General features: G+C 56.2%; 23 protein-coding genes. 21 read left to right on the top strand and 2 right to left on the bottom strand.

What is annotated here, in order from left to right; genetic code table 11:
* Nucleotides 1–176 precede the first annotated feature (176 nt).
* On the top strand, nucleotides 177–1829 hold the full coding sequence (locus tag AC0IM9_RS15090; protein WP_482804567.1) for a nitrite/sulfite reductase: 1653 nt from the start codon (nucleotides 177–179) through the stop codon (nucleotides 1827–1829).
* Complete coding sequence (locus AC0IM9_RS15085) at nucleotides 1816–2268, top strand: DUF934 domain-containing protein (RefSeq protein ID WP_482804566.1); 453 nt, start codon at nucleotides 1816–1818, stop codon at nucleotides 2266–2268. Before AC0IM9_RS15090 ends, AC0IM9_RS15085 begins: the two co-directional genes overlap by 14 nt.
* Before the next feature lie 138 nt (nucleotides 2269–2406).
* Here AC0IM9_RS15085 and AC0IM9_RS15080 read toward each other — a convergent pair whose 3' ends face one another.
* Both AC0IM9_RS15080 and AC0IM9_RS15075 read right to left on the bottom strand, forming a co-directional pair.
* Nucleotides 2407–3771, bottom strand: a complete 1365-nt coding sequence (locus AC0IM9_RS15080) for a S41 family peptidase (RefSeq protein ID WP_140914066.1) — start codon at nucleotides 3769–3771, stop codon at nucleotides 2407–2409.
* A 38-nt stretch (nucleotides 3772–3809) separates the two neighbouring features.
* Entirely contained in the window at nucleotides 3810–4907 is a 1098-nt protein-coding gene (locus AC0IM9_RS15075; protein WP_482804565.1) for a murein hydrolase activator EnvC family protein, read from the bottom strand.
* 518 nt (nucleotides 4908–5425) lie between these two features.
* On the opposite strand from AC0IM9_RS15075, the gene AC0IM9_RS15070 reads away from it, so the two are divergent.
* From AC0IM9_RS15070 to ftsA, 19 genes are all read left to right on the top strand, one after another.
* The gene (locus AC0IM9_RS15070; RefSeq protein ID WP_140914068.1) at nucleotides 5426–5737 is read left to right on the top strand and encodes an ArsR/SmtB family transcription factor; all 312 of its coding nucleotides are present in this window, start codon (nucleotides 5426–5428) and stop codon (nucleotides 5735–5737) included.
* An 18-nt stretch (nucleotides 5738–5755) separates the two neighbouring features.
* A complete protein-coding gene (locus tag AC0IM9_RS15065; RefSeq protein ID WP_313901423.1) occupies nucleotides 5756–6205 on the top strand; it encodes a rhodanese-like domain-containing protein in 450 nt (149 codons plus the stop codon).
* 23 nt (nucleotides 6206–6228) lie between these two features.
* Nucleotides 6229–6705 carry a protein-export chaperone SecB gene (gene secB, locus AC0IM9_RS15060; RefSeq protein ID WP_140914069.1) on the top strand — a complete coding sequence of 159 codons (477 nt, stop codon included), beginning with the start codon at nucleotides 6229–6231 and terminating at the stop codon, nucleotides 6703–6705.
* A 6-nt stretch (nucleotides 6706–6711) separates the two neighbouring features.
* Nucleotides 6712–7713 (top strand): NAD(P)H-dependent glycerol-3-phosphate dehydrogenase, encoded by a 1002-nt coding sequence (locus AC0IM9_RS15055; protein ID WP_482804564.1) that lies wholly within the window; start codon nucleotides 6712–6714, stop codon nucleotides 7711–7713.
* A gap of 377 nt (nucleotides 7714–8090) precedes the next feature.
* Complete coding sequence (gene mraZ / locus AC0IM9_RS15050; protein WP_140914071.1) at nucleotides 8091–8558, top strand: division/cell wall cluster transcriptional repressor MraZ; 468 nt, start codon at nucleotides 8091–8093, stop codon at nucleotides 8556–8558.
* Nucleotides 8559–8563: 5 nt separating this feature from the next.
* Nucleotides 8564–9493 (top strand): 16S rRNA (cytosine(1402)-N(4))-methyltransferase RsmH, encoded by a 930-nt coding sequence (rsmH, locus tag AC0IM9_RS15045; RefSeq protein ID WP_482804563.1) that lies wholly within the window; start codon nucleotides 8564–8566, stop codon nucleotides 9491–9493.
* On the top strand, nucleotides 9493–9765 hold the full coding sequence (gene ftsL, locus AC0IM9_RS15040; protein WP_140914073.1) for a cell division protein FtsL: 273 nt from the start codon (nucleotides 9493–9495) through the stop codon (nucleotides 9763–9765). The genes rsmH and ftsL overlap by 1 nt, the downstream gene beginning before the upstream one ends.
* On the top strand, nucleotides 9765–11492 hold the full coding sequence (locus tag AC0IM9_RS15035; protein ID WP_278209787.1) for a peptidoglycan D,D-transpeptidase FtsI family protein: 1728 nt from the start codon (nucleotides 9765–9767) through the stop codon (nucleotides 11490–11492). The genes ftsL and AC0IM9_RS15035 overlap by 1 nt, the downstream gene beginning before the upstream one ends.
* A complete protein-coding gene (locus AC0IM9_RS15030; protein ID WP_140914075.1) occupies nucleotides 11489–12949 on the top strand; it encodes a UDP-N-acetylmuramoyl-L-alanyl-D-glutamate--2,6-diaminopimelate ligase in 1461 nt (486 codons plus the stop codon). The genes AC0IM9_RS15035 and AC0IM9_RS15030 overlap by 4 nt, the downstream gene beginning before the upstream one ends.
* Nucleotides 12946–14313, top strand: coding sequence for a UDP-N-acetylmuramoyl-tripeptide--D-alanyl-D-alanine ligase (locus tag AC0IM9_RS15025; protein WP_482804562.1), 1368 nt, complete (start codon nucleotides 12946–12948; stop codon nucleotides 14311–14313). Before AC0IM9_RS15030 ends, AC0IM9_RS15025 begins: the two co-directional genes overlap by 4 nt.
* Nucleotides 14313–15395 (top strand): phospho-N-acetylmuramoyl-pentapeptide-transferase, encoded by a 1083-nt coding sequence (gene mraY, locus AC0IM9_RS15020; RefSeq protein WP_140914077.1) that lies wholly within the window; start codon nucleotides 14313–14315, stop codon nucleotides 15393–15395. Before AC0IM9_RS15025 ends, mraY begins: the two co-directional genes overlap by 1 nt.
* 2 nt (nucleotides 15396–15397) lie before the next feature.
* Nucleotides 15398–16768 (top strand): UDP-N-acetylmuramoyl-L-alanine--D-glutamate ligase, encoded by a 1371-nt coding sequence (murD, locus tag AC0IM9_RS15015; protein WP_140914078.1) that lies wholly within the window; start codon nucleotides 15398–15400, stop codon nucleotides 16766–16768.
* On the top strand, nucleotides 16762–17931 hold the full coding sequence (gene ftsW / locus AC0IM9_RS15010) for a putative lipid II flippase FtsW (RefSeq protein ID WP_445372244.1): 1170 nt from the start codon (nucleotides 16762–16764) through the stop codon (nucleotides 17929–17931). The genes murD and ftsW overlap by 7 nt, the downstream gene beginning before the upstream one ends.
* The gene (murG, locus tag AC0IM9_RS15005; protein WP_482804561.1) at nucleotides 17928–19010 is read left to right on the top strand and encodes an undecaprenyldiphospho-muramoylpentapeptide beta-N-acetylglucosaminyltransferase; all 1083 of its coding nucleotides are present in this window, start codon (nucleotides 17928–17930) and stop codon (nucleotides 19008–19010) included. The genes ftsW and murG overlap by 4 nt, the downstream gene beginning before the upstream one ends.
* Nucleotides 19007–20458: a UDP-N-acetylmuramate--L-alanine ligase gene (murC, locus tag AC0IM9_RS15000; protein ID WP_482804560.1), complete on the top strand. Its 1452-nt coding sequence runs from the start codon at nucleotides 19007–19009 to the stop codon at nucleotides 20456–20458. Before murG ends, murC begins: the two co-directional genes overlap by 4 nt.
* Entirely contained in the window at nucleotides 20458–21345 is an 888-nt protein-coding gene (gene murB / locus AC0IM9_RS14995) for a UDP-N-acetylmuramate dehydrogenase (RefSeq protein WP_482804559.1), read from the top strand. The genes murC and murB overlap by 1 nt, the downstream gene beginning before the upstream one ends.
* Nucleotides 21342–22292 (top strand): D-alanine--D-alanine ligase, encoded by a 951-nt coding sequence (locus tag AC0IM9_RS14990; RefSeq protein ID WP_482804558.1) that lies wholly within the window; start codon nucleotides 21342–21344, stop codon nucleotides 22290–22292. The genes murB and AC0IM9_RS14990 overlap by 4 nt, the downstream gene beginning before the upstream one ends.
* On the top strand, nucleotides 22282–23022 hold the full coding sequence (locus AC0IM9_RS14985) for a cell division protein FtsQ/DivIB (RefSeq protein WP_278209795.1): 741 nt from the start codon (nucleotides 22282–22284) through the stop codon (nucleotides 23020–23022). The genes AC0IM9_RS14990 and AC0IM9_RS14985 overlap by 11 nt, the downstream gene beginning before the upstream one ends.
* A gap of 21 nt (nucleotides 23023–23043) precedes the next feature.
* On the top strand, nucleotides 23044–24270 hold the full coding sequence (gene ftsA / locus AC0IM9_RS14980; RefSeq protein WP_054758926.1) for a cell division protein FtsA: 1227 nt from the start codon (nucleotides 23044–23046) through the stop codon (nucleotides 24268–24270).
* Nucleotides 24271–24290: the final 20 nt, after the last annotated feature.

Genomic DNA, 24290 nt, shown 5'->3' with positions numbered 1-24290 from the left:
TCAACAATAAGCGCAACAAGGTAGCCCCCTTTATCCTCTATGTTTTAGTCGTTATTAAAAGCAAAAAAACTAACCGGGCATGTTATCACCATACAATATTCTTTGTCATTTAATCCCGGCCGTTATATTATTCAGATACCTAGCAAAATAGTCAGTAAACCACGCATCATCGCTAAATGTATCAATATAACCAGAAAGATCAAACACTTATTGAAGAACGCGTTAGAGAGTTTCGCGACCAGACCCAACGCTTTCTGAACGGGGACCTGGAAGCCGACCAATTCAGAGCACTACGCCTGATGAACGGTCTCTACGTGCAAACCCATGCACCGATGCTGAGGGTCGCAGTCCCTTACGGACTACTTTCCTCGAAACAATTGCGCAAGCTGGCATCGGTGGCCCGCGATTACGACCGCGGATACTGCCACTTCACAACCCGGCAGAACGTCCAATATAACTGGCCAGCCTTGGAACGGGTCCCAGACCTGCTCGCCGAATTGGCAACAGTGCAGATGCACGCCATTCAAACCAGCGGCAATTGCCTGCGAAACACCACATCGGACCATTTGGCCGGCATTTGCAAAGACGAAATCGAAGACCCGCGGCCGTACTGCGAAATTATCAGACAGTGGACCACTCTGCACCCCGAATTTGCCTTCCTACCACGCAAGTTCAAAATCGCGGTCAGCGGCGCAACTCATGATCGAGCAGCAGTCCAATTGCATGATATTGGTGTCTACTTGGTCAAAAACAGCGCAGGTGAAACCGGATTTCAAATTTTGGTAGGCGGCGGCCTGGGCCGAACCCCGATCATTGGCCAAACCATTCGCCCTTATCTGGAAAAGCAGCACCTGCTGTCCTATCTGGAGGCTATTTTACGGATATATAACCTGTTCGGCCGCCGTGATAACAAGTACAAAGCCAGGATCAAGATTCTGGTTAAGGAAACCGGCCTGGAAAAATTCAAGGCCATGGTCGAGCAGGAGTGGGAACGCATCCGCGACAGCATGTTACTGAGCGAGGAACGCATCGCCGAACTTAAAGCCCACTTCGCCCCGCCCGCTTACGAAACCATCGCAAGCCCCGACCCGAATTTTGCCAACACCCTTGCCGTTAACAGCGACTTCGCCAAGTGGGCTAAATACAACACAGTAGAACACAAAATCAACGGCTACCAAGGCGTTTACATCTCTTTGAAAGCCCCCTCATCGCCGCCAGGCGACATTACCGCCGAACAACTGGAGGCCGTGGCGGATTTGGCTGACCAATACAGCTTCGGCGAAGTCCGAAGTAGCCATCGACAAAACCTCGTGCTCGCCGACGTCAAACAAAGCGACTTATTTGCGCTCTGGCAAAAACTCGACGCGCTCAAGCTGGCCACACCCAATATCGGCACAGTAACCGACATTATTTGCTGCCCCGGCCTGGACTTTTGTTCTCTGGCCAACGCCAGCTCGATCAGCGTTGCCAAAGAACTGAATTCCAAACTCGACGACATTGATTACATTCACGACATCGGCGACATCAAAATCAACATGTCCGGCTGCATGAACGGTTGCGCCCACCAAAGCGTCGGCCATATCGGCATCCTCGGCGTCGACAAGCACGGCGAAGAGTGGTACCAAATCACACTCGGCGGCTCATCCGAAAACGAAGCCGCGATTGGCGAACGCCTGGGACCGGCAGTTGCCAAAAGCGATATCACCACGGCCGTTACCGACATCCTCGACGTTTATGTTCAGCAACGCTTAGAAGACGAAGCCTTCTTACAAACCGTAAAGCGCGTCGGCCTGGAGCCGTTTAGGGAAAGAGTTTATGCAAATCATTAAAGACCAACAGTTAATCAACAACACCTGGACTTTTATCGAAGACGCTGCTCCGCTTCCCAGCGGAGACATTACGGTCAGCCTGCAACGCTGGCTCAGCGAGAAAGCCCAGCTCCTTGAACGTAACAGCAAAGTTGGCATCCGGGTAGCTCCCGGCGAACAACTGGACGCTTTGAACTCGGACCTGGATAAAATCGATTTGATCGAACTGAACTTTCCGATCTTCGGCGACGGCCGCTTGTTTTCCGTGGCCCGCTTACTACGCAGCAGGGACGGGTACCAAGGCGAGCTCCGCGCGGTGGGTCAATACCTTCCCGACCAAGTATTCTACTTGTCCAGAGTCGGCATCAACGCCTTTGATTTAAGCTGTCAAAACGACGCGGATTTGGTTTTGGCGGCCATGAATCAATTTTCAGTGCGTTATCAATCGTCGACCAATTGAACTTCGCGCTCGGCTAACAAAAAGCCGCCTGACCTGAAACAAAAAACCCCGACTGGCGAAAGCCACTCGGGGTTTTATTTTGGCCAAAGACGCCGGAATCGCTGCGATTCCGGCGAACGACTTTATCAAACCGAACGCTTAACGACGCATGATGCTAATGCCTTTCAGCAAGTTCAACGCCTCATGCAGAGGATAATCGCGCATATCAGCCTCGGACAAGTCAGCCCCATCCCCATCTTTCTCCGGCGCATCTTTGGCGTCATCACCGTCTTCTTCATCAACCTTCTTCTCAGGTTTAGCATTACCGTTGGTCAAATGATGCGTTAAATCCGCTTCTTTGACGGTGTCCAGCTTCGCTTTATCCATTGCCGCCAGCTTGACTCTGGCCAACGTCACATCCGGCTCGATACCTTCGGCCTGAATAGACCGACCTGAAGGCGTAAAATAGCGCGCCGTAGTCAACTTGACCGCCGCACCGTTACTGGTCGGCAAAATGGTTTGCACCGAGCCTTTGCCGAACGACTTCTCACCCATGATGATGGCCCGCTTGTGGTCCTGCAATGCGCCGGCCACAATTTCGGATGCCGAAGCCGAACCGCCATTGATCAGCACCACGATAGGCGCACCGTTTATCACATCGCCTGAAGTGGCATTAAAACGCATTTCCGAATTTTTGATCCTCCCCTCGGTATAAACGATCAACCCGGAATCGATAAAGGCATCACTAACATCCACCGCCGCATTTAAAACGCCCCCCGGATTGTTGCGCAAATCCAGAACAATACCCTTCAGCGGGCCTTCGTTCTCCTTTTTCAACTCATCGATTGCATCCAATAAACCTTGACCAGTGCCGGACTGAAAACTACTGATCCGCAAATAACCGTAATTCTTTTCCAAAATCCTGTTCTTGACGCTTTTGACTTTGATAATGTCGCGAGTCAACGCGAACTTCAGCGGCGCCTCTTCCCCTTCGCGAATCACTGTCAGCACAATCTCGCTACCTGGCTCGCCGCGCATGATTTTCACCGCATCGGCCAGCGTCATACCTTTCACCGGCTTATCGTCGAGACGAACGATCAAGTCTCCAGCTTTAATTCCGGCCCGTTGCGCCGGCGTATCGTCTATAGGAGAAACCACTTTAACAAACCCGTTTTCCATGCCGACTTCTATACCCAAACCACCGAATTGACCCGTGGTGCCTTCTTGCAGCTCCTTATACTCTTCGCTGGCAAGATACGCCGAATGCGGGTCCAAACCGGACAGCATGCCCCGAATCGCATCTTCCAAAAGTTTCTTGTCGGAAACGGGTTCTACATAATCCTGTTTGATGCGACCGAAAATCTCGGTGAAGGTCCGCAGCTCGTCAAACGGCAAGGCCTGCAGCTCATCGCTTTTCACCGAAGCCGGCGACTCTTTTTCGGCAAAGACGCTACCACACAAACTAAGCGCCACGCCCAAAATAAATCCGACCAGCAAGATTAATATGTTTCTGTTTTTTAACATTTGAATTCGAACTCCAACAACCTGTTTCCTAAAAATAATTAACCTTTGCCCGGTTTACGGCACCATTGCTCCGGATCGACCGGCCGTCCGTTTTTTCGGATGCCAAAATACAAGGCGGCATCGGCTCTGCCACCGCTTCGACCTACCGAGGCCAAAACCTCGCCGGCCCTAACGTGATCGCCAACCCCTTTATGTAAACTTTGGCTGAACGCGTACAAGCTCATAAAGCCTCTACCGTGATCGACAATAATCATCAATCCGTAACCTCGCAGCCAATCAGCATAGACTACCTTGCCGCCCGTCACCGCACGCACGTCAGCCCCTTCCCTGGCACTGATAACGACGCCGTCCCAAGTGGTTTCGTAGCGCCGACTGCCAAACCGCTCCGTCACCGCCCCTTGCACCGGCCACGGCAATTGGCCGCGCAACTCTGCAAACGGCTGGCTTGCTGATGCGCCAACCGGAGGAGTAGCCGGCATTTGCTTGGAAAGTACCCGCGGTGGGCTCGCGCTTGGTTCGGACTTGTGCGGCTCAGGTGAAGACTCGTCCTCGGCATTATCATCAGTTTTCTGCAAAGACGCCACCAAGGACTGCAATTTTTTCTCGTCAGCCACCAAGCGCTGCAGTTGGTCGGCCTTGGCTGAATAATCACTTTCAATCCTGGCTAACAAGGCTTCGCGTTGCCCCTTTAACGCCAGCATTGCATCCGACTCTTGCTGCTTCTTTACCAAAGCAGCTTGAAGCAATTGAGACTCGCTGTCCTTTTGCGCCTCCAACTGCCGAAGCTCGTTGAAGGCCTCGCCAAACGCTTTGAGTTTTTCCACTCGCGCCTTACTGATATAGTCGAAGTAAATCGCCATGCGACTTGACACTGCCGGATCGCGTTGGTTCAGAATCACTTTCCAGCCCTCCTTATCGCCGCCCATGGCGTAGATCGCCTTGAGCAACCCTTCGAGTTCCTGCTGTTGTTCGTGCATACTGCGTTGCGCCGCAGCGCTCTTGCCGCGCACTTCCTGCAGCACTGACTCCTGTTGCCTGATTTCGGCTTTCAATGCACGCAGGCTATTTGCCAATTCGCCATATTGCATCTCCAGCTTTTGCAACTGCTCCACTGCCCGATTTTTTTCGGCTTGCAAGTCGCGAACGTCGCCACCGATCTGTTGAATTTTCGACTGGACGTCGGCCAAGGTTTTGTCGTTTGCGGGAGCGGCCGACAATGCCTGACTTACACCCCCCAACCCGGCGAAAACCAGGCAACCGATTACCCTCGCCAGCGCCATCGGTGGGTATTTGGCAATTCTTGTACTCCCGAGCCGACACGACAATTCGCTGTTTTTCGACCCTGAAAACCTGTTGGTAACGAGCGGCGCGCGGGGAAGCCGGTTTGCCATCGGATTAAGGACTCCAAGCACTAATGGTTATAAAATCAGATCTCGGCGACAGCCATTGCCGCACAATTACGCGGGCTCAATTCTCGGGTATTGAACAATAAGGCCTACTCTGTTAGATTTGCTGGCCTCGTATTGCTCGCTAAGTTGGCGGCTTGGCCGCTGCATATCTAAGCAAGGCATTATACCAGCACCACCAGCCGCCAAATCCGAAAAATGCCACAGGCCGCCTAGCGACCAATTTTGCCAAGCTATATCGTAATTAAATGGAAGATCAAGACGATAGTATTCAATATGACGACAGCGATATCAGCCGCGCCGCGCGCTGCCTGAAAGCCATGTCCCACCCTTTACGACTGAAAATCCTCTGCGTATTGGGCAGCAACTCGATCAGCGTTCAAGACATTGTGGAACAGGTCGGAACCAGTCAGAGCAATATTTCGCAACATTTGGCGATATTGCGGGACAAAGGCATTCTTGATTATAAAAAGGAAGCCAACCGCGTTTATTACTTTATCGACGACGAACGCGTTATTCATCTGATTCAAATGATGCGCAGCATTTTTTGCGGCGCTTAAACAGCAATAACCAACAATATGAATGCACCAATAGAACAATATATCGAATTCGCCACCAACCATTATTTACTGGTATTTGCACTGGTCTGCGTCATTTTCTTGCTAATTCAGGATTTGCTTGCCAATTCTTTTAATAAGTACGAAAACATTTCGCCGCTAATTGCCGTCACCAAAATGAACAGTGACGACGTAGTCGTTCTGGACGTCAGGGAATTGCACGAATTCAGCAAAAGCCACATCGAAAATGCTTTGAATATTCCGCTAGGCAAAATCGATGAACAACTCACGGCCCTGGAGAAACACAAAAAGCATCCGCTGATCGTGACTTGCCAAACCGGGGCTCGCTCGGCCGCTGCCTGCAAAACCCTGACTAAGTCAGGATTCGAACAGGTCTATAACATGATTGGCGGCATGCAATCATGGGAAGACAACAAACTGCCGATCAAACTGGGCAAAATCAAAGATTAACCAACCAACCCCAAACCACGACCATGGCCGAAAACAACGCATCCAGCGAAAAACAATTCATCATTCAAAAGATCTATACCAAAGACATTTCTTTTGAAACCCCAAATTCACCCAAAATCTTTACCCAAAAATGGGAGCCGGCGCTGGATCTGAACCTCGGCACCAATGTGTTACCGATCGAAAACTCGATGTTCGAAGTCTCGCTCACATTGACCGTAACCGTCAAAGTCGGCGAAAGCACCGCTTATCTGGTAGAAGTCAACCAGTCCGGAGTATTTCTGATCGCCGGCTTTAACGAACAGGAAATGGGGCCAATGCTGGGTAGCTTTTGCCCGAACATCCTGTTCCCCTACGCCCGCGAGGTCATTTCCGACCTCGTCAGCAAAGGCGGATTCCCGCAACTGGTCCTGGCTCCGGTTAATTTCGACGCCCTGTATATGCAACATTTACAACAGGCGCAACAAGCTCCGCAAAACGCCGAAGCCAAAACTTTAAACTAAGACAGGATGCCGCCATCAATCAGCATCCTGGGTGCCGGATCATGGGGGACCGCCCTGGCTATCCAAGCAGCCAGAAATGGCTGCAGCACCTCGCTATGGGGACATAATCCGCAACATATCGCTGCGCTGCAACAAGCCGGCGAAAACAGCCGCTACCTGCCCGGCGCCCAGTTGCCTGCGAATCTCGAACTCACCGCCGACATCAGCAAAGCCGTAAGTTACAGCCAGGTACTTTTGATTTCGGTCCCCAGCCATGCCTTCCGGGATACTTTGATTCGCATCAAACCCTTTTTGGCGGAAAAACCTATGGTCGCTTGGGCCACCAAAGGCTTCGACGGGCTTGATGGCGCCCTGTTAAGCCAAGTCGTCGCCGAAACGCTGGGCGAAGATATCGAAACCGCCGCGCTGTCCGGGCCGACTTTCGCCGCCGAAGTCGCGGCAGACTTGCCCACAGCAGTGACCGTCGCCTCGACATCCGATGCCTTTTCGTCCCGACTCAGCGCCATGCTGCACAATCAACGCTTTCGAGTCTACACCAGCCACGACATTATTGGCGTCCAGGTCGGCGGCGCCTGCAAGAACGTATTAGCCATCGCCGCCGGAATCGCTGACGGCTTGGGTTTCGGCGCCAACACACGCGCAGCTTTAATCACCCGCGGCCTGACCGAAATCATGCGCCTCGGCATCCGTCTGGGCGGCCAAGCCGACACGTTTATGGGCTTGGCCGGCCTCGGCGACTTGATCCTGACCTGCACCGACGACCAATCCCGCAATCGCCGCTTCGGCCTGGCCCTTGGACGCGGCCAGGATCAGGCTCAAGCGTTGAAACAAATCAACCAGGAAGTGGAAGGCATCTCCGCTGCCCGCGAAACCTTCGGGTTATCGCAAAAATACGGCGTCGAAATGCCCATCACCTCGCAGGTTTACAAAGTACTCTTCGAGAACCTCCAACCCAAACAAGCCGTAGACAACTTGTTAAACCGGGATCAAAAACCCGAACAAGCCTGAATTCGCCCCGCCCCCATTCAAAGAGCAATCCGCCCTAAAAACCACGCCCTAACAAGCGCGAGTTTTTTCGGCGCCCTGAGCTCCTGCAAGCGCCGCTTCTCCCGTTTTGAACAAAATAACCTTATAAATTTAAGCATTAGCGTTCGTTAATTGCGATTTACATCAAAAATCGACATTAACTTTTTGATACCAATCAGTTTTACCCCCTCCCTCACCACCCATTCAAACCCAACCCCCAACCAGACCTAAGTCATTGTAGAAAAAGAAAGAATTTAATCTAGCTGCCTCTTGACTAAGCCCATTTTGAAAACTATAGTGGTACAAAAGTGATGTAAAGTGGGCATAAATGGATTTTTTTGGCTTTTTGAGGGTTTGATTTGTTTCGAGGCATAAGTTCAATCAGTTTGGATGCGAAAGGGCGCGTTGCGATTCCTACCCGCTATCGGGAGGAGTTACAGGAGTGCTGCGACCGCCAACTGGTTGTCACCGTTGCAGTCGACGATAAATGCGTTGGCGAACCGGGCTGCCTCTGGCTCTACCCTTTACCCGAATGGGAAAAGCTGGAGCAAACCATCAGCCGCTTACCGACCTTGAACAAAATGGCCGGCAAGTTGCGGCGTTTTGTCATAGGCAACGCTTCGGAGTGCGAAATGGACGCCCAGGGCCGCCTGCTGTTGCCGGAAAAATTGCGCGAGTTCGCCGGCCTGGAAAAGCATATTGTGCTGGTCGGCCAACTGAACAAGTTCGAAGTCTGGAACGAAGACGCCTGGAAGGCCAAAGAACAGGAATGGATGGACGGTAACGACAGCGAGGGCCTTGAAGAACTTGGCTCTTTGTCGTTTTGACGGAGATGCCGGCACACCAAACCGTTTTATACGCGGAAGCGCTCCAGCAACTCGCGATAAAACCGGACGGCCTCTATCTGGATTGCACTTTCGGTCGGGGCGGCCATAGTCGTGGCATTTTGGCCGAGCTGAGCGAATCGGGCCGCTTGTTGGCACTGGATAGAGACGCGGATGCGATTGGCAGCCAAGAGGCAGAGAGTTTACGTCAGGACCCCAGATTCGAATTACGCCATGCCAGTTTTGCCGAATTGGCGGAAGTAACCAGACGTAACGGATACGCCGGCAAGATCGACGGCATATTGATGGACTTGGGCGTATCGTCGCCGCAACTGGATATTGCCGAACGCGGCTTCAGTTTTTTACGCGACGGACCGCTGGATATGCGTATGGACACCGGACGCGGACTGTCGGCTACCGAGTACCTGGCTAGCGTTGACGAACCGGAATTGGTCCGGATTTTATTCGAATACGGCGAAGAACGGTTTGCCAAGCGCATCGCCCGGGCGATCGTCAGCCAGCGCCAACAGGCCCCGGTCACGACCACTCTGGAACTGGCGAGATTGATTGAACAAAGCGTGCCGTTTCGCGACAAGCACAAACATCCTGCGACACGCAGCTTTCAGGCGATCAGGATCGAAATCAATCAGGAGCTGGAACAGATCAAGGCAGGTTTGCAGCAAGCGCTGGAGGTACTGGCGCCGGGCGGACGGCTGGTAGTGATCTCGTTTCACTCTTTGGAAGACAGGATCGTCAAGCGGTTTATTAGGGACCAATCGGGGGCGAAAACCGATCCCGGCAGATTGCCGGTCAGAGAACGGGACATAGAACAAGGGCAATTACGCAAAATCGGTAAATCGATACGCGCCCAAGCGCAGGAATTGCGCGATAACCCCAGAGCGCGTAGCGCGGTAATGCGAGTCGCGGAGAAGCGTTGATGATATTTGCTCGAAACATCCTGCTGACAATACTGGTAGCGGTGTTGCTTATATCCGGCATCGCGGTGATTTACAGCAAATACCAATCGCGGCTGCTGTTTATCGAGATCCAAAAAAAGGAAAAGGAACTCGACGATTACGAAGTCGAATGGGGACGGTTACAGCTCGAATTGACGACGCTGACCGAAGAAAACCGAGTTGAAGTCGAGGCCAGGTCGCGATTGATGCTGACTTTGCCGCCGCAGGACAAAATAATTTACATCAAGCCGTAATGCGAATTTTTACCGGTTCTGCCCCAGCACCGCGCCTTAATACCGATTTTCCGATACGGCGAAAACTGCTGTTGTCGACAATGATGCTGGCGATGACTGCCTTGGTTGGCCGCGCGGTTTATCTGCAAATCCTGGACAAGGATTTTTTACAGGATAAAGGCGATATGCAACACATCGGCGTCGTGTCGGTGTCGGCATACCGCGGCCAGATCAAGGACCGTAACGGCGAACCGTTGGCAATCAGTACCCCGGTGCAATCGATCTGGGTCAATCCACGGCAATTGAAAGACAGCGAACAGGACAAACTGACACCGATGGCGAGAATCCTCGGTTTCCCGGAAAAAGAGCTGCGCTCGCTGTTGAAAAAAGAAAAAGACGCCAACAAGCGCTTCGTCTATTTGCGCCGGCAGATCAATCCGGATATCGCCGAAAAAGTTAAAGATCTGGAGATCACCGGCGTCTATTTCGAGCGCGAATTCAAGCGGTATTACCCTGCCGGGGCAGTCTCCGGCCATTTGCTGGGCTTTACCAATATCGACGATATCGGCCAGGAAGGCATCGAACACGGTTACGAACATATATTGCGCGGCCAACCGGGCAAAAAACGGGTGATCAAAGACGGCAAAGGCCAGATCATCAAAGACGTAGAAAACATCGAAGCAGCGGTACCGGGCCGCGACCTGATTTTGACGATAGACGAACGCTTGCAATATCTGGCCTACCGGGAGCTGCAAAATGCCGTGATCCAGAACAAGGCGCATTCGGCCTCGCTGGTGGTATTGGATGCCAAAAACGGCGACGTGTTGGCCAGCGTCAGCCAGCCGGCATTCAACCCGAACAACCGGAAAGAATTGAGCAGCAACCGTTATCGCAACCGGGCCATCGTCGACAGCTTCGAACCCGGCTCGACCGTAAAACCGTTCGTGATCGCGGCGGCGCTGGACGGCGGCTATATCCATCCGAATGTGATGATCGAGACCCACGGCGTTTACCACCTGGGCCGCAACGTGGTCAAAGACGTGCATAACTACGGCACGATGGATTTGACCCACGTATTGCAAAAATCCAGCAACATCGCGGTGACCCAGATCGCAATGACCATGCCGCCGGAGTATTTCTGGGGGGTTTACAACAAACTGGGCTTCGGCACCTCGGCCGGCGTCGGCTTCCCCGGCGAGGCCAGCGGCTCGTTGCTCGACTATCAAGGCTGGCACGAATTCGACCAAGCGATTTTATCGTTCGGTTACGGGGTATCCACCTCGATTTTACAACTGGCCAGGGCCTATACCGCCTTGGCCGACGACGGCATCATTCATTCGGTGACCCTATTGAAGCGCGACGAAGATCCGGACGCACAACGGGTGTTTAAGCCGGAAACAGCGAGAAAAGTCCGGGAAATGCTGGAGCACGTGATCAGCAAGGAAGGCACGGCGTATCAAGCCAGAGTCGAAGGTTACCGGGTGGCCGGCAAAACCGGCACCGTGAAAAAAGCCACCGCCGGCGGTTACGCCGACGACAAATATTTATCGGTATTCGTCGGCATGGCGCCGGCCAGTAACCCGAGATTTATTATCGCGATCGTGGTCGACGAGCCGACCAGCGGCCAATATTACGGCGGTTTGGTTGCCGCACCGGCCTTCTCGCGGGTCATGGCCGGCGCATTACGAGTTTACGGCGTCGAGCCGGACGGCATGGAAAACATGCACTTACTGTTGAGCAAACGATGAAGCTGAGCGAATTGCTGAACGGACTAACTGATATAGCTACGGACGCGGAGATAACCGGCTTGAGCCTGGATAGCCGTTGCACGCGCGCAGGCGACGTATTCATCGCTTTGAACGGCTCGCGGCAACACGGCCTGACCCATGCCGCGCAGGCCGTAAGCCGCGGCGCCAAAGCCGTGGTATTCGAACCGCAGCAGAGTGCGTCACACTTACAGACGCCTCTCGCTGCGCCGCTGTTTGCCGTTGCCGGATTGGCGGACAGTCTGGGCGAGATCGCCGCCCGGTTTTACGGCCGGCCTTCGGCGCAGTTGGATGTGATCGGCGTCACCGGCACCAACGGCAAAACCACCTGCAGCCAACTGCTCGCGCAGGCGCTGCCCGATTGCGGCGTGATCGGCACGCTGGGTTGGGGCGAATTCGGCAAGTTACAGCCGACCGCAAACACAACCCCCGATGCGCTGGACGTGCAACGGATCTTGTCCGAATTGGCGGCCCAAGGCAAACGCGCAGTCGCCATGGAAGTGTCCTCGCATGGATTGCAGCAAGGCCGGGTCAATGCCGTGCAATTCAAGGGCGCGGTATTCACCAATTTGAGCCGGGACCATCTGGATTATCACGGCGATATGCAGAGCTATCTGCAAGCCAAGCTGACCTTGTTCAAAACGCCGGGCTTGAAATTTGCCGCTATCAATTTGGATGACGCCAGCAGCGCACAGGTATTGGACAGTATCGGCCAGGGTGTCCAGGTGTGGACCTTCAGCGCCAGCGGGCGAACGCTTCCGGGCTGCGAATGCGTGACGGCCGAAAATGCAAAATTTAGCGCCGCCGGCATCGAATTCGACGCGGTTTGGCGCGGTAAACGGCTAACCGCCGCCAGCGGCATTGCCGGCAGTTTCAATCTGGAAAATCTGCTGGCGGTGCTGTGCGTATTGCTGGCCCAGGGCATTGGTTTCGAAACCGCCGTAGCACGCTTGGCCTCACTGACTGCCATTGCCGGCCGCATGGAAAAATTCGGCGGCCAGGGCAAACCGACCGTGTTCGTGGACTATGCCCACAGCCCGGATGCCTTGGAAAAAGTTTTGAAAGCCATCAAAGGCAACAGCCGGTTGCAACTGGTGTTCGGCTGCGGCGGCGACCGCGACAAAGGCAAACGCCCGGAAATGGGCCGGATTGCCGAGACCTGGGCGGATCAGGTCATCGTCACCGACGACAATCCGCGAAGCGAAGCTCCGGCCGCCATCGTCGCCGACATTTTGGCGGGCTGCCGTAGCGATAAAGTAACCGTTATTAACGACAGGGCCACGGCCATAAACACAGCCATACAACAATCAGCTCCCGACGATTGCGTACTGATCGCCGGCAAGGGCCACGAAGATTACCAGGAAATCGCCGGCGTAAAATGGCCGTTCAGCGATAGCGCGCTGGTGGAAAAAACCTTGGCGGAGTGGCGCAAACCATGAAGATGCTGCTCAGCGAAATCGCCCGAGCCGTCAACGGCACTCTGACCGGAACCGACCGCAGCGTCGAGTCGGTCAGCATCGACACCCGCACGCTCAAACCCGGCGAACTTTACCTGGCCTTGAAAGGCAAGAATTTCGACGGCCACGATTTTATCGAGCAAGCGCAACAGGCCGGCGCCGCGGCGCTGCTGGTAGAACGCGCCTGCGCATCCGATCTACCGCAAATCGTGGTCGACAACAGCCACCTGGCGCTGGCCGAACTGGCCGGCTACTGGCGCCGGCAATTGCCGGTCAAAGTTGCCGGCGTCACCGGCAGCAACGGCAAAACCACGGTCAAAGAAATGATCGCGGCGATTTTCGCTACCCAAGGCCCCACCTTATCGACTCAAGGCAATTTGAACAACGACATCGGTGTCCCGCTAACTTTGCTGAAACTCGATGCCGGCCACCGCTATGCCGTGATTGAGATGGGCGCCAACCACATCGGCGAAATCGCCTATACCAGCCGCTATGCCCAAGCCGACGTCAGCGTGATTAATAACGTCGGTGCGGCGCATATCGAGGGTTTCGGCGACCTGAACGGCGTGGCCAAAACCAAGGGCGAGATCATCGAAAGCCTAAGCCCGCAAAGCGTTGCGGTGTTGAACCGAGACGACGCCTTCTACGACTTCTGGCTCACCCTGGCCGGCCCGCGCAAATCGGTTAGTTTCGGCTTCCATCCTGCTGCCGACGTCCGCGCCGAGCAAATCGAAACCGGCCTTGATGCTGACGGCTTCGCCACCCGCTTTCAGTTGCAAGCCGGCGGCGAAAGTATCGCTATCCGCTTGAATCTGGCCGGCGCCCACAACGTCAAAAACGCGTTGGCAGCGGCGACGGTTGCGCGGCAATTCGACATCGCGCTCGACGCGATCAAAGCCGGTCTGGAAGGCTTGCGGCCGGTGGTCGGCCGGATGCAGCCATTACGCGGCCGCCGCAACAACATCGTGGTCGACGACACCTACAACGCCAATCCGAGTTCGCTGCGCGCCGCTTTGGAAGCCATCGACGGCTGCAGCCGGACCGAGTTATGGGTTGCGCTAGGCGCGTTCGGCGAATTAGGCCCGGACAGCCCGGCGATACACCGGGAAATGGGTGAATTGGTCAAAGCCATGGGAGCCAAGCGCCTGTTCGCCACCGGCGAATTGGCCCGCCACAGCGTCGCCGGCTTCGGCGCCGGCGCCCGTTATTACGACACGCAGGAACAATTGATTGCAGACCTGACCGCGGAACTGAGCGGCGGGGAAACTTTACTGGTTAAAGGCTCGCGCGCCCAAAAAATGGAAAACGTGGTGGCGGCGCTGGTCGACAATTTTAGAGCGGCATAATGTTACTTTTACTCGCAGACTTTTTAAGCAGTATCGACAGCGGCTTCCGGGTCTTACACTACCTGACCTTCCGCGCCATCCTGGGCGTGTTGACCGCTTTGGCGATTTCGCTGCTGAGCGGCCCGATGGTGATCGAAAAGCTGACCCGCAGAAAAATCGGCCAAAGCGTGCGCGACGACGGTCCGCAAAGCCATTTCTCCAAATCGGGCACCCCGACCATGGGCGGGGCGATGATTCTGTTCGCGGTGGCGATCAGCACCCTGCTCTGCGCCGATCTGAGCAATCGTTACATCTGGGTGGTTTTGTTGGTGACGCTGGCGCACGGCGTCATCGGTTTTATCGACGATTACAAGAAAGTGCTGCTCGGCAACAGCGTCGGCCTGTCGGCCAAAGCCAAATATTTCTGGCAGTCGGTGGTCGCACTGGGTGCCGGCATCTACTTGTACAGCACCGCTCAAGTCGCTGCCGAAACCCAATTCATTGTGCCGTTTTTCAAAAACGTGACGCTGGACATGGGCTGGATGTACATCGTGTTGACCTATTTCGTCATCGTCGGCTCCAGTAACGCGGTGAACTTGACCGACGGCCTCGACGGCCTGGCGATCATGCCTACCGTGATGATCGCGGCCGCATTGGCGATCTTCGCCTATCTGTCCGGCCACGCCAATTTCGCCCAATACCTGCAAATACCGCATATCCCCAAATCCGGCGAATTGGTGGTGTTCTGCGCCGCGCTGATCGGCTCCGGCCTCGGCTTTCTCTGGTTCAACGCCTATCCGGCCATGGTATTCATGGGCGACGTCGGCGCGTTGGCATTGGGCGCCGCGCTGGGCATCGTCGCCGTGCTGGTCCGCCAGGAAATCGTGCTGGTGATCATGGGCGGCATTTTTGTGGTCGAAACCATTTCGGTGATCATTCAGGTCGCCTCCTATAAAACCCGCAAAAAACGGGTATTTCTGATGGCCCCGATTCACCATCATTACGAATTGAAAGGCTGGCCCGAGCCGCGCATCATCGTCCGCTTCTGGATCGTTTCGGTCATTTTGGTCCTGATCGGCCTGGCGACATTGAAACTGAGATAGCCATGGATACCGCACAACTACTCGCCAATCTAGAACGCCATTTTCAACTGGATCCGGCCAACGCTCGACTGCTGATCGTCGGCCTGGGCGCGACCGGCTATTCGGCCGCGCAATTTTTGCAAAAAACCCCGATCCGTTTCGCCGTAGTCGACAGCCGCAAGCAACCGCCGTTGATCGACAATCTGCGGGAACAAATGCCGGACGTACCCGTGTTTTCCGGCGGCTTCGATCAATCCGCGCTGGATGTCGCCACTCACTTGCTCGTCAGTCCCGGCGTATCGCTGCACGAAACCGCGATTCACAAAGCCGTGCAGGCCGGAGTAAAAGTCATCAGCGACATCGATTTGTTCGCCTGCGCCACCGATAAGCCGATCATCGGCATCACCGGTTCGAACGGCAAAAGCACGGTGACGACCATGCTCGGCGAAATGGCCAACGCCGCCGGAGTGAAAACCGCCATCGGCGGCAATCTGGGCACGCCAGCGCTGGACTTATTACAACAGGACGCCGATTTATACGTGCTGGAGCTGTCCAGTTTCCAATTGGAACGCACCCGAGCCTTGAACGCCAAAGCCGCCACCGTGCTGAACGTCAGTCCGGACCATCTGGATCGCCATGCCAGCATCGAAACCTACGCCGCCGAAAAGCAACGCATATTCCGCGGCGACGGCACGATGGTTTTGAATGCGGACGATGCGCTGGTCATGGCGATGCGCGACACCAACCGGCCGAGCTTGACGTTTTCGATCCAAAGCACCGCCGATTTCTATCTGCAACGCGGCGAAACCATCAATCTGATGCACGGCGATCAAGTATTGATGCCGGCCTCTCACCTGCGTCTGGAAGGTTCGCACAATCTGGCCAACGCCTTGGCCGCATTGGCCTTGGGCAGCGCCATCGGTTTGAGTATGACCGCGATGTGCACCGCGCTGCGCAACTTCAAAGGCCTGCCGCACCGGATGCAAAAGGTGGCCGAAAGAGCCGGCATCAACTGGATCAACGACTCCAAAGCCACCAACATCGGCGCCTGTATCGCCGCGCTGCAAGGCTACGACCGTAAAGTGATACTGATCGCCGGGGGCGACGCCAAAGGTGCCGACATGGCCGAATTGGCACCGGCCGTGCGCGAGAAAACCAAAGCCGTGGTCTTGATCGGCAAGGATGCGCAATTGATCGCCGATGCCTTGCACGATTACGTACCGGTCAAATTCGCCGGCAACATGAAAGAAGCGGTCAAAACCGCCGCCAGTCTGGCCGATGCCGGCGACAGCGTATTGTTGTCGCCGGCCTGCGCCAGCCTCGACCAATACCGCAGTTACGTCGACCGCGGCAACAAATTTGCCGAAGCGGTGATGGAGCTGCCGTCATGTTGAAGCCTACGCCCGCAGCGAAGCCTCGGCAAAGCCGCTTGCATACCGATCCGGTACTGATGCTGGCCTGCTTCGCCCTGCTCGGTATCGGCTTCATGATGGTCACGTCGTCTTCGCTGCACCTGGGTGTGAAGATGGCCGACGACATTTCGCATTATCCGTTCAAACAATTGGCGCACATCGCCTTCGGCTTGGCCTTTGCCGGCTTTATCTTGAACGTGCCGATGAGAAGCTGGGAAAAAATGGGGCAAACCCTGTTCATCGCCGGTCTGGCGCTGCTACTGGTGGTGCTGATTCCCGGCGTCGGCGTCAAAGTCAACGGCAGTATCCGTTGGTTATCGATTTTGGGTCTGCGGATTCAGGTGTCCGAGGTGGTCAAACTGATTTCGGTGATTTACATGGCCGGCTACGTCACCCGCCACGCCGAACACGTGCGCCGTTCCGCCTTCGGCCTGGTCAAACCGCTGATGCTGTTTTCGGTGGCTTGCGTACTGTTGCTGCTGGAGCCGGACTTCGGCTCCGCCGTCGTGATTCTGATCATCGCGATGGGCATGATGTTTCTGGGCGGGGCGCGGATTTCGCAATTCGTCATCCTGCTGGCGCTGGTCGCCGGCCTGGCGGTCATGTTGGTGATCGTCTCGCCGTACCGGCTGGCGCGGGTCACCAGTTTCCTCGACCCGTGGGCCGACGCCAAGGACACCGGATTCCAGTTGACGCAAGCCTTGATTTCGTTCGGCCGCGGCGAGTTCTTCGGCGTCGGCCTCGGCAACGGCCTGCAAAAATTGTTTTATCTGCCTGAAGCTCATACCGACTTTTTATTCTCGGTACTCGGTGAAGAACTGGGCTTGGTCGGCGTACTGGTCATCATCGCGCTGTTCAGCGCCCTGGTGGTACGCGCGTTTGCGATCGGCGAACAGGCGGAACAGGCCGGTCTGCGTTTCAACTCGCTCGCGGCTTACGGTTTGGGTATCTGGTTCGGCTTTCAGTCCTTCGTCAATATGGGCGTCAACATGGGCATGTTGCCCACCAAAGGCCTGACCCTGCCGCTGATGAGTTACGGCGGCGGCAGTATGATCGTGATGTGCGGCGCGGTGGCAGTGTTGTTTCGGATTCATTACGAAGTGACCGAACACAACAAGAGCAACGTCAAGGGGAAACTGGCATGAGCGGCCGCATTGTGATTATGGCGGGCGGTACCGGCGGCCACGTATTTCCGGCATTGGCGGTAGCCCAGGAAATGGCTGCGCGCGGCTGGCAAGTGAGTTGGCTCGGCACCCAGACCGGTCTGGAAGCCAAAGTGGTACCGGCCGCCGGCATCGATATCGACTGGCTGGCGGTGGCCGGCCTGCGCGGCAAAGGCTTGTTGGCCAAAGTCGGCGGTATCGTCAAACTGGTGCAAGCCTGCCGCCAAGCCAAACGGATTTTGCGCGAGCGCCGGCCGGATGTGGTTTTGGGCATGGGCGGCTTCGTCGCCGGCCCCGGCGGCCTGATGGCCAAGAGCCTGCGCATTCCGCTGGTAATCCACGAACAAAACCGGGTGCCCGGCACCACCAACCGCTGGCTGGCCAAACTGGCGGCAACCAAAATTCTGGAAGCCTTTCCCGCCAGTTTTGCGCCGAATCTGGGCGCCGAATGCACCGGCAACCCGCTGCGTAGCGGCTTCAGCGCATTGCCGGACAAACAGGCATGGACGCCGGACGCCGGCCGTAACCTGCACATACTGGTTCTCGGCGGCAGCCAGGGCGCCAAAGTATTGAACGAGACCGTTCCAGCCGCCTTGGCGACATTGGCCAATCTGGAGATCAAGCACCAGACCGGTGCCGCGATGCAAACCGAGGTAGCCGCCGCTTACCGCTCCACGAGCCTAAACGCGGAAGTAGCAGCCTTCATCGACGACATGGCCGCCGCTTACCGGTGGGCCGATCTGATCGTCTGCCGCGCCGGCGCGATGACGGTCAGCGAAGTCGCGGCTGCCGGACTACCGGCGATCTTCGTGCCGTTGTTGCATGCCATCGACGACCACCAAACGGCGAACGCCAAATATTTAGCTGACGCCGGCGCCGCTTTACTGCTGCCGCAACCCGAATTGAACGCGGAAAACCTGCGTAAAACCATTACCCAAGCCATGACATCCTTAGATTCCATGAGTCGGGCGGCGAAAGCCAAGGCCAGACTCGCCGCCACCCAAACCGTGGCCGACATTTGCGCGGCAATTGCCGTGTCTCACGCGGAGGCCGCGCGATGAACCGCCCCAATATACCCGCCGCCAATCAGGCATTGGGCGACATCGACAAAATCCATTTCGTCGGTATCGGCGGCACCGGTATGAGCGGCATCGCCGAAGTGCTGAGCAACCTGGGCTACACCGTATCCGGCTCCGACATCAAGGCCTCGCCGGTCACCGACCGTTTGCAAAACCTGGGCGTCAAAGTCTATCTGGAACATAAGGCCGAAAACGTCGCCGATGTCGATGTCGTCGTCACCTCCACTGCGGTAGATAAAACCAACCCGGAAGTGGTCAGGGCCTACGAAAACCGGATTCCGGTGATTCCGCGCGCAGAAATGTTGGCCGAACTGATGCGCTTCCGCTTCGGCATTGCCGTCGCCGGCACTCACGGCAAAACTACCACCACCAGTTTGACCACGATGATGCTGGCCGAAGGCGGCCTGGACCCCACTTTCGTCATCGGCGGCCGCCTGAACAGTGCCGGCGCCAATGCCAAATTGGGCCTGGGCAAGTATTTGGTGGCCGAAGCCGACGAAAGCGACGCCTCGTTTCTGTTCCTGCAGCCGATGATGGCGATTGTGACCAATATCGATCAGGACCACATGGAGACCTACGGCGGCAGTTACAGCAAGCTGAAGGAAACCTTCCTGAAATTTTTGCACCAGTTGCCGTTCTACGGACTGGCCGTGATGTGCGTGGACGACCCCGGCGTTTGCGACGTGCTGCCGAACATCTCGAAACCGGTAAAAACCTATGGCGTCAGCAGTTATGCCGACGTCCGCGCCGTCGACATCAAACAAGACGGTCTGCGCACCCATTTCACCGTGCTGCGCTGGGGCAACCTGCCGCCGCTGCAAGTCACATTGAATTTGCCCGGCTGGCACAACATGTTGAATGCGCTGGCGGCAACCACGATCGCTACCGCGCTGGGCGTGGACGACGCCGCCATTGTGAAAAGCTTGGCCGAATTCAAAGGCGTCGGCCGCCGCTTCCAAATTAACGGCGACGTCGATTTCGCCGACGGCAAACTGACCTTGGTCGACGACTACGGCCATCACCCGCGCGAACTGGCCGCCACCTTGGAAGCCTTGCGCCAAGCCTGGCCGAGTCGGCGTAAAGTCGTAGTATTCCAACCCCACCGCTATACCCGCACCCGCGATCTGTTCGAAGATTTCGTCGAAGTGCTGTCCGGGGTCGATGTGTTGATTTTGCTGGACGTTTATTCGGCCGGGGAAACGCCAATCACCGGCGCCGACGGCAAAGCCTTGAGCCGCTCGATTCGGGTGCGCGGCCAAGTCGATCCGGTATTCGTGCAAAACCGCGAGGATTTGGCCACCATCCTGGCCGGCATCGTCGAAAAAGACGACGTGATCCTGACCATGGGCGCCGGCAACGTCGGCCAGATCGCCACCGAACTGCCGCAAAAGCTGGCCGAGGCGCTGGCCGAACTGAGAGGAAGCGAGTGATGGCCCCGGCGAGCTGGAAAGGCACCTTGCTGAACGACGAGCCGCTGGCCAAATACACGAGCTGGCGGGTCGGCGGCCCGGCGCAGCACATGTACATTCCGGAAAACAAGGCCGACCTGATCGAGTTCATTGCCGAACTGCCGGAAGGCGAGCCTTTGTACTGGCTGGGACTGGGCAGCAATTTGCTGGTGCGCGACGGCGGCATCAAAGGCACCGTGATTAACACCCGCAACCGTTTGAAGGAAATGCGGCTGATCGACTCGGAACGAGTGTACGTCGAAGCCGGCGTGCCGTGCGCCCATGTCGCCCGCTTTTGCGCCGATCTGGGCCTGACCGGCGCCGAATTTTTGGCCGGCATCCCCGGCACGATGGGCGGCGCGCTGAAAATGAATGCCGGCGCTTTCGGCGGCGAGACCTGGCGCATCGTCGACCGGGTGGAAATGGTCAACGCCCGCGGCGAAGTGATCGAGCGCGATCACGGCGAGTTCGAAGTCGCCTACCGCTCGGTCAAAGGCCTGGAAGACGAATGGTTTCTGTCGGTGCAACTGAAATTGGTCAAAGGCAATAGCGAAGCCAGCCAGCAGCATATCAAGGCACTGTTGGAGAAACGCAACGCGACCCAGCCGACCAACAAGCCGACCTGCGGCTCGGTGTTCAAGAATCCGCCCGGCGACTACGCCGCGCGGCTGATCGAAGCCTGCGGCTTGAAAGGCTTTGCAGTGGGCGGCGCCGTGGTATCGGAAAAACACGCCAATTTTATCGAGAATCAGGGTAACGCCAGTTCGGCGGATATCGAAGCTCTGATCGAACATATTCAAACGCAAGTGCAAACCAAGTTCGGCGTCAGTCTGCAGACCGAAGTTTGCCGGATAGGTGACAAAACATGAGGCCCTTACGGATTAAAGATCCCGCCGCATTCGGCAAGGTCGCGGTGATGATGGGCGGTTCCGCCGCCGAGCGCGAAGTATCGTTGAACAGCGGCAACGCCGTATACCGGGCCTTGCAAGCCCAAGGCATCGGTGCCACCGCGATAGACGTGACCGGCAGCCCGATCGACGCCCTGGCCGGGCGCAAATTCGACCGGGTGTTCAACATCATCCACGGCCGCGGCGGCGAAGACGGCGTGTTGCAGGCGGTATTGGCAACGCTGAACTTGCCTTACACCGGCTCCGGCGTACTGGCCTCGGCCTTGGCGATGGACAAACTGCGCACCAAATTATGCTGGCAAGGCGCCGGCCTGCCGACGCCGCGCTGGTTTTTGTTGAGCGGCGAGCACGATATCGATACCTGCATCAATGCGCTGGGTTTTCCGGTGATCGTCAAGCCGGCCCAGGAAGGCTCCAGCATCGGTATGAGCAAGGCCCATAATCGCGAGGAATTGCTGGCGGCGTTGAAAATCGCCAGCCAGTACCGCTGCGAAGTCTATGCCGAGCAATGGATCCAGGGCCAGGAATTCACCATCGGCATGCTGGACGGCGAAGCGCTGCCGGCGATCCGGCTGGAAACGCCGCACACGTTTTACGATTTCGACGCCAAATACCGCGCCAACACCACGCAATACCATTGTCCGTGCGGCTTGAGCTCGGAGCGCGAGCGGGAATTACAGGCCCTGGCGCTGAGAGCCTGTCAGACCGTCGGCGTCACCGGTTGGGGCCGGGTCGATGCCTTCATCGACGACAGCGGCCGGCTGCAATTGATCGAGGTCAATACTGTGCCGGGCATGACCGACCACAGCCTGGTGCCGATGGCAGCCAAGGCGGTCGGCGTCAGCTTCGAGGAATTGGTTTGGCGAATCCTGGAGACCAGCGTGGCGGGATCGGCCGGTGCGGCTTAGATTTTTGATTGTGGTCCTGGTATTGGCCGGGGCCGGCTGGTGGAGTTGGCAACACTTCGGCGAGAGAGCCCTGCGCGGCCAACCGATCCGTTACGTACGGATCGAAGGTGCGTTCCAATACACCAGCAAGGACAGATTGAAGCAGGTTTTGGCGCCGCAGATGAAACAGGGTTACTACCACGCCGATATGCAGGCCATCCATCAGGCGATCAAAGCCTTGCCGTTGGTGGACAAGGTGGACGTAAAACGGGTGTGGCCGGACGCGGTGCACATCAAAATCACCGAACAAAAACCGGTGGTGCGCTGGGGCAACTCGGCACTATTGAACAAACAAGGCGATTTGCTGGTTCCGGACAACATCGAGGAATTCAAGAATCTGCCGTTGATTACCGGCCCGGAAGGCCAGGAGAAAAAGCTGCTGGAAATCATGAAGGGCGTTTACATCGTGTTGAAGGATAAATCGATGCAATTGGCCGAGTTCCACGTCAACGAACGCCGGGCTTGGCGGATTAAGCTGGCCAACGGCATGGAGATGCAATTGGGCCGCAAGGCGCCGCTGGAGAATATGCAGCGCTTTTTGAAAACCATGGATTTATTGGGCGAGGAGCAAATCGCCATGATAGCGAGCGTGGACACCCGTTATCCGAACGGCTTTGCCGTGACCTGGAAACCGGAAGCCGCCGCTATCGATTGGAAAGCAATCGCAGAAAAGAATAAGAACCTGATTTAAACGCTTACTGAGCACACAACAATGGCCAAAAAGACAGATCGAAATATTTTAGTGGGATTGGACATAGGCACGTCGAAGGTCGCGGCCATCGTCGGCGAATACCGCGGCGGCGACGAAATCGAAGTGATCGGTATCGGCACCGCGCCGTCCAAGGGCTTGAAAAAAGGCATCGTGGTCAATCTGGAATCGACCGTGCATTCGATCCAGCGCGCGGTCGAGGAAGCCGAATTGATGGCCGGTTGCCAGATCAAATCGGTTTTCGCCGGCATCGCCGGCAGCCATATCAAAAGCCTGAATTCGCACGGCATCGTCGCGATCAAGGAAAAGGAAGTCACCCAGCACGACATCGACCGGGTGATCGATTCGGCGCGGGCGGTGGCAATTCCGGCCGATCAGAAAATCCTGCACATCCTGCCGCAGGAGTTTGTGATCGACCAGCAGGAAGGCATCAAGGAACCGATCGGCATGTCCGGCATTCGCCTGGAAGCCAAGGTACACATGGTCACCAGCAGCGTCAGCGCCGAACAGAACATCGTCAAATGCATCCGCAAATGCGGGTTGGACGTCGACGATATCGTGCTGGAGCAATTGGCTTCGTGTTCGGCGGTATTGACCGACGACGAGAAGGATCTGGGCGTGTGCCTGATCGATATCGGTGGCGGCACCACCGATCTGGCGATCTTTTCGGAAGGCGCGATCAAGCACACAGCGGTGATTCCGATTGCCGGCGATCAGGTCACCAACGATATCGCGGTGGCGTTACGGACGCCGACCAAAAACGCCGAGGACATCAAGCGCCAGTATGCCTGCGCCTTGACCCAATTGGCCGATCCGCAACAAACCATCAACGTGCCGAGCATCGGCGACCGCGAGCCGCGCAAAATCTCGGCGCAAAACCTGGCCGAGATCGTCGAGCCGCGTTACGAGGAGTTGATGCTGTTGGTGCAAGCAGAATTGAGAAGAAGTGGATATGAAGATCTGATCGCCGCCGGCATGGTAATCACCGGCGGCAGCTCCCAAGTGAAGGGATTGGTCGAATTGGCGGAGGAAATTTTCCACATGCCGGTTCGGATGGGCGTACCGCTGCACGTGTCGGGATTGACCGATGTAGCGGAAAACCCGATTTATTCGACCGCGGTCGGTCTGTTGCTGTACGGCAAGGATCATCACGGCCGGGCGTTAGGCATAAACGATGACGGCGCCGATCTGTTATCGAAAATAAAAAGCTGGTTTCAAGGTAATTTTTAATCTTTTGTCTGGAGGGCGTG

Source organism: Methylomonas sp. Uni0011 (genome assembly GCF_056850255.1).
Note: the sequence above shows the minus strand (reverse complement) of the source record. Positions and strands in the feature narration are given on the sequence as shown.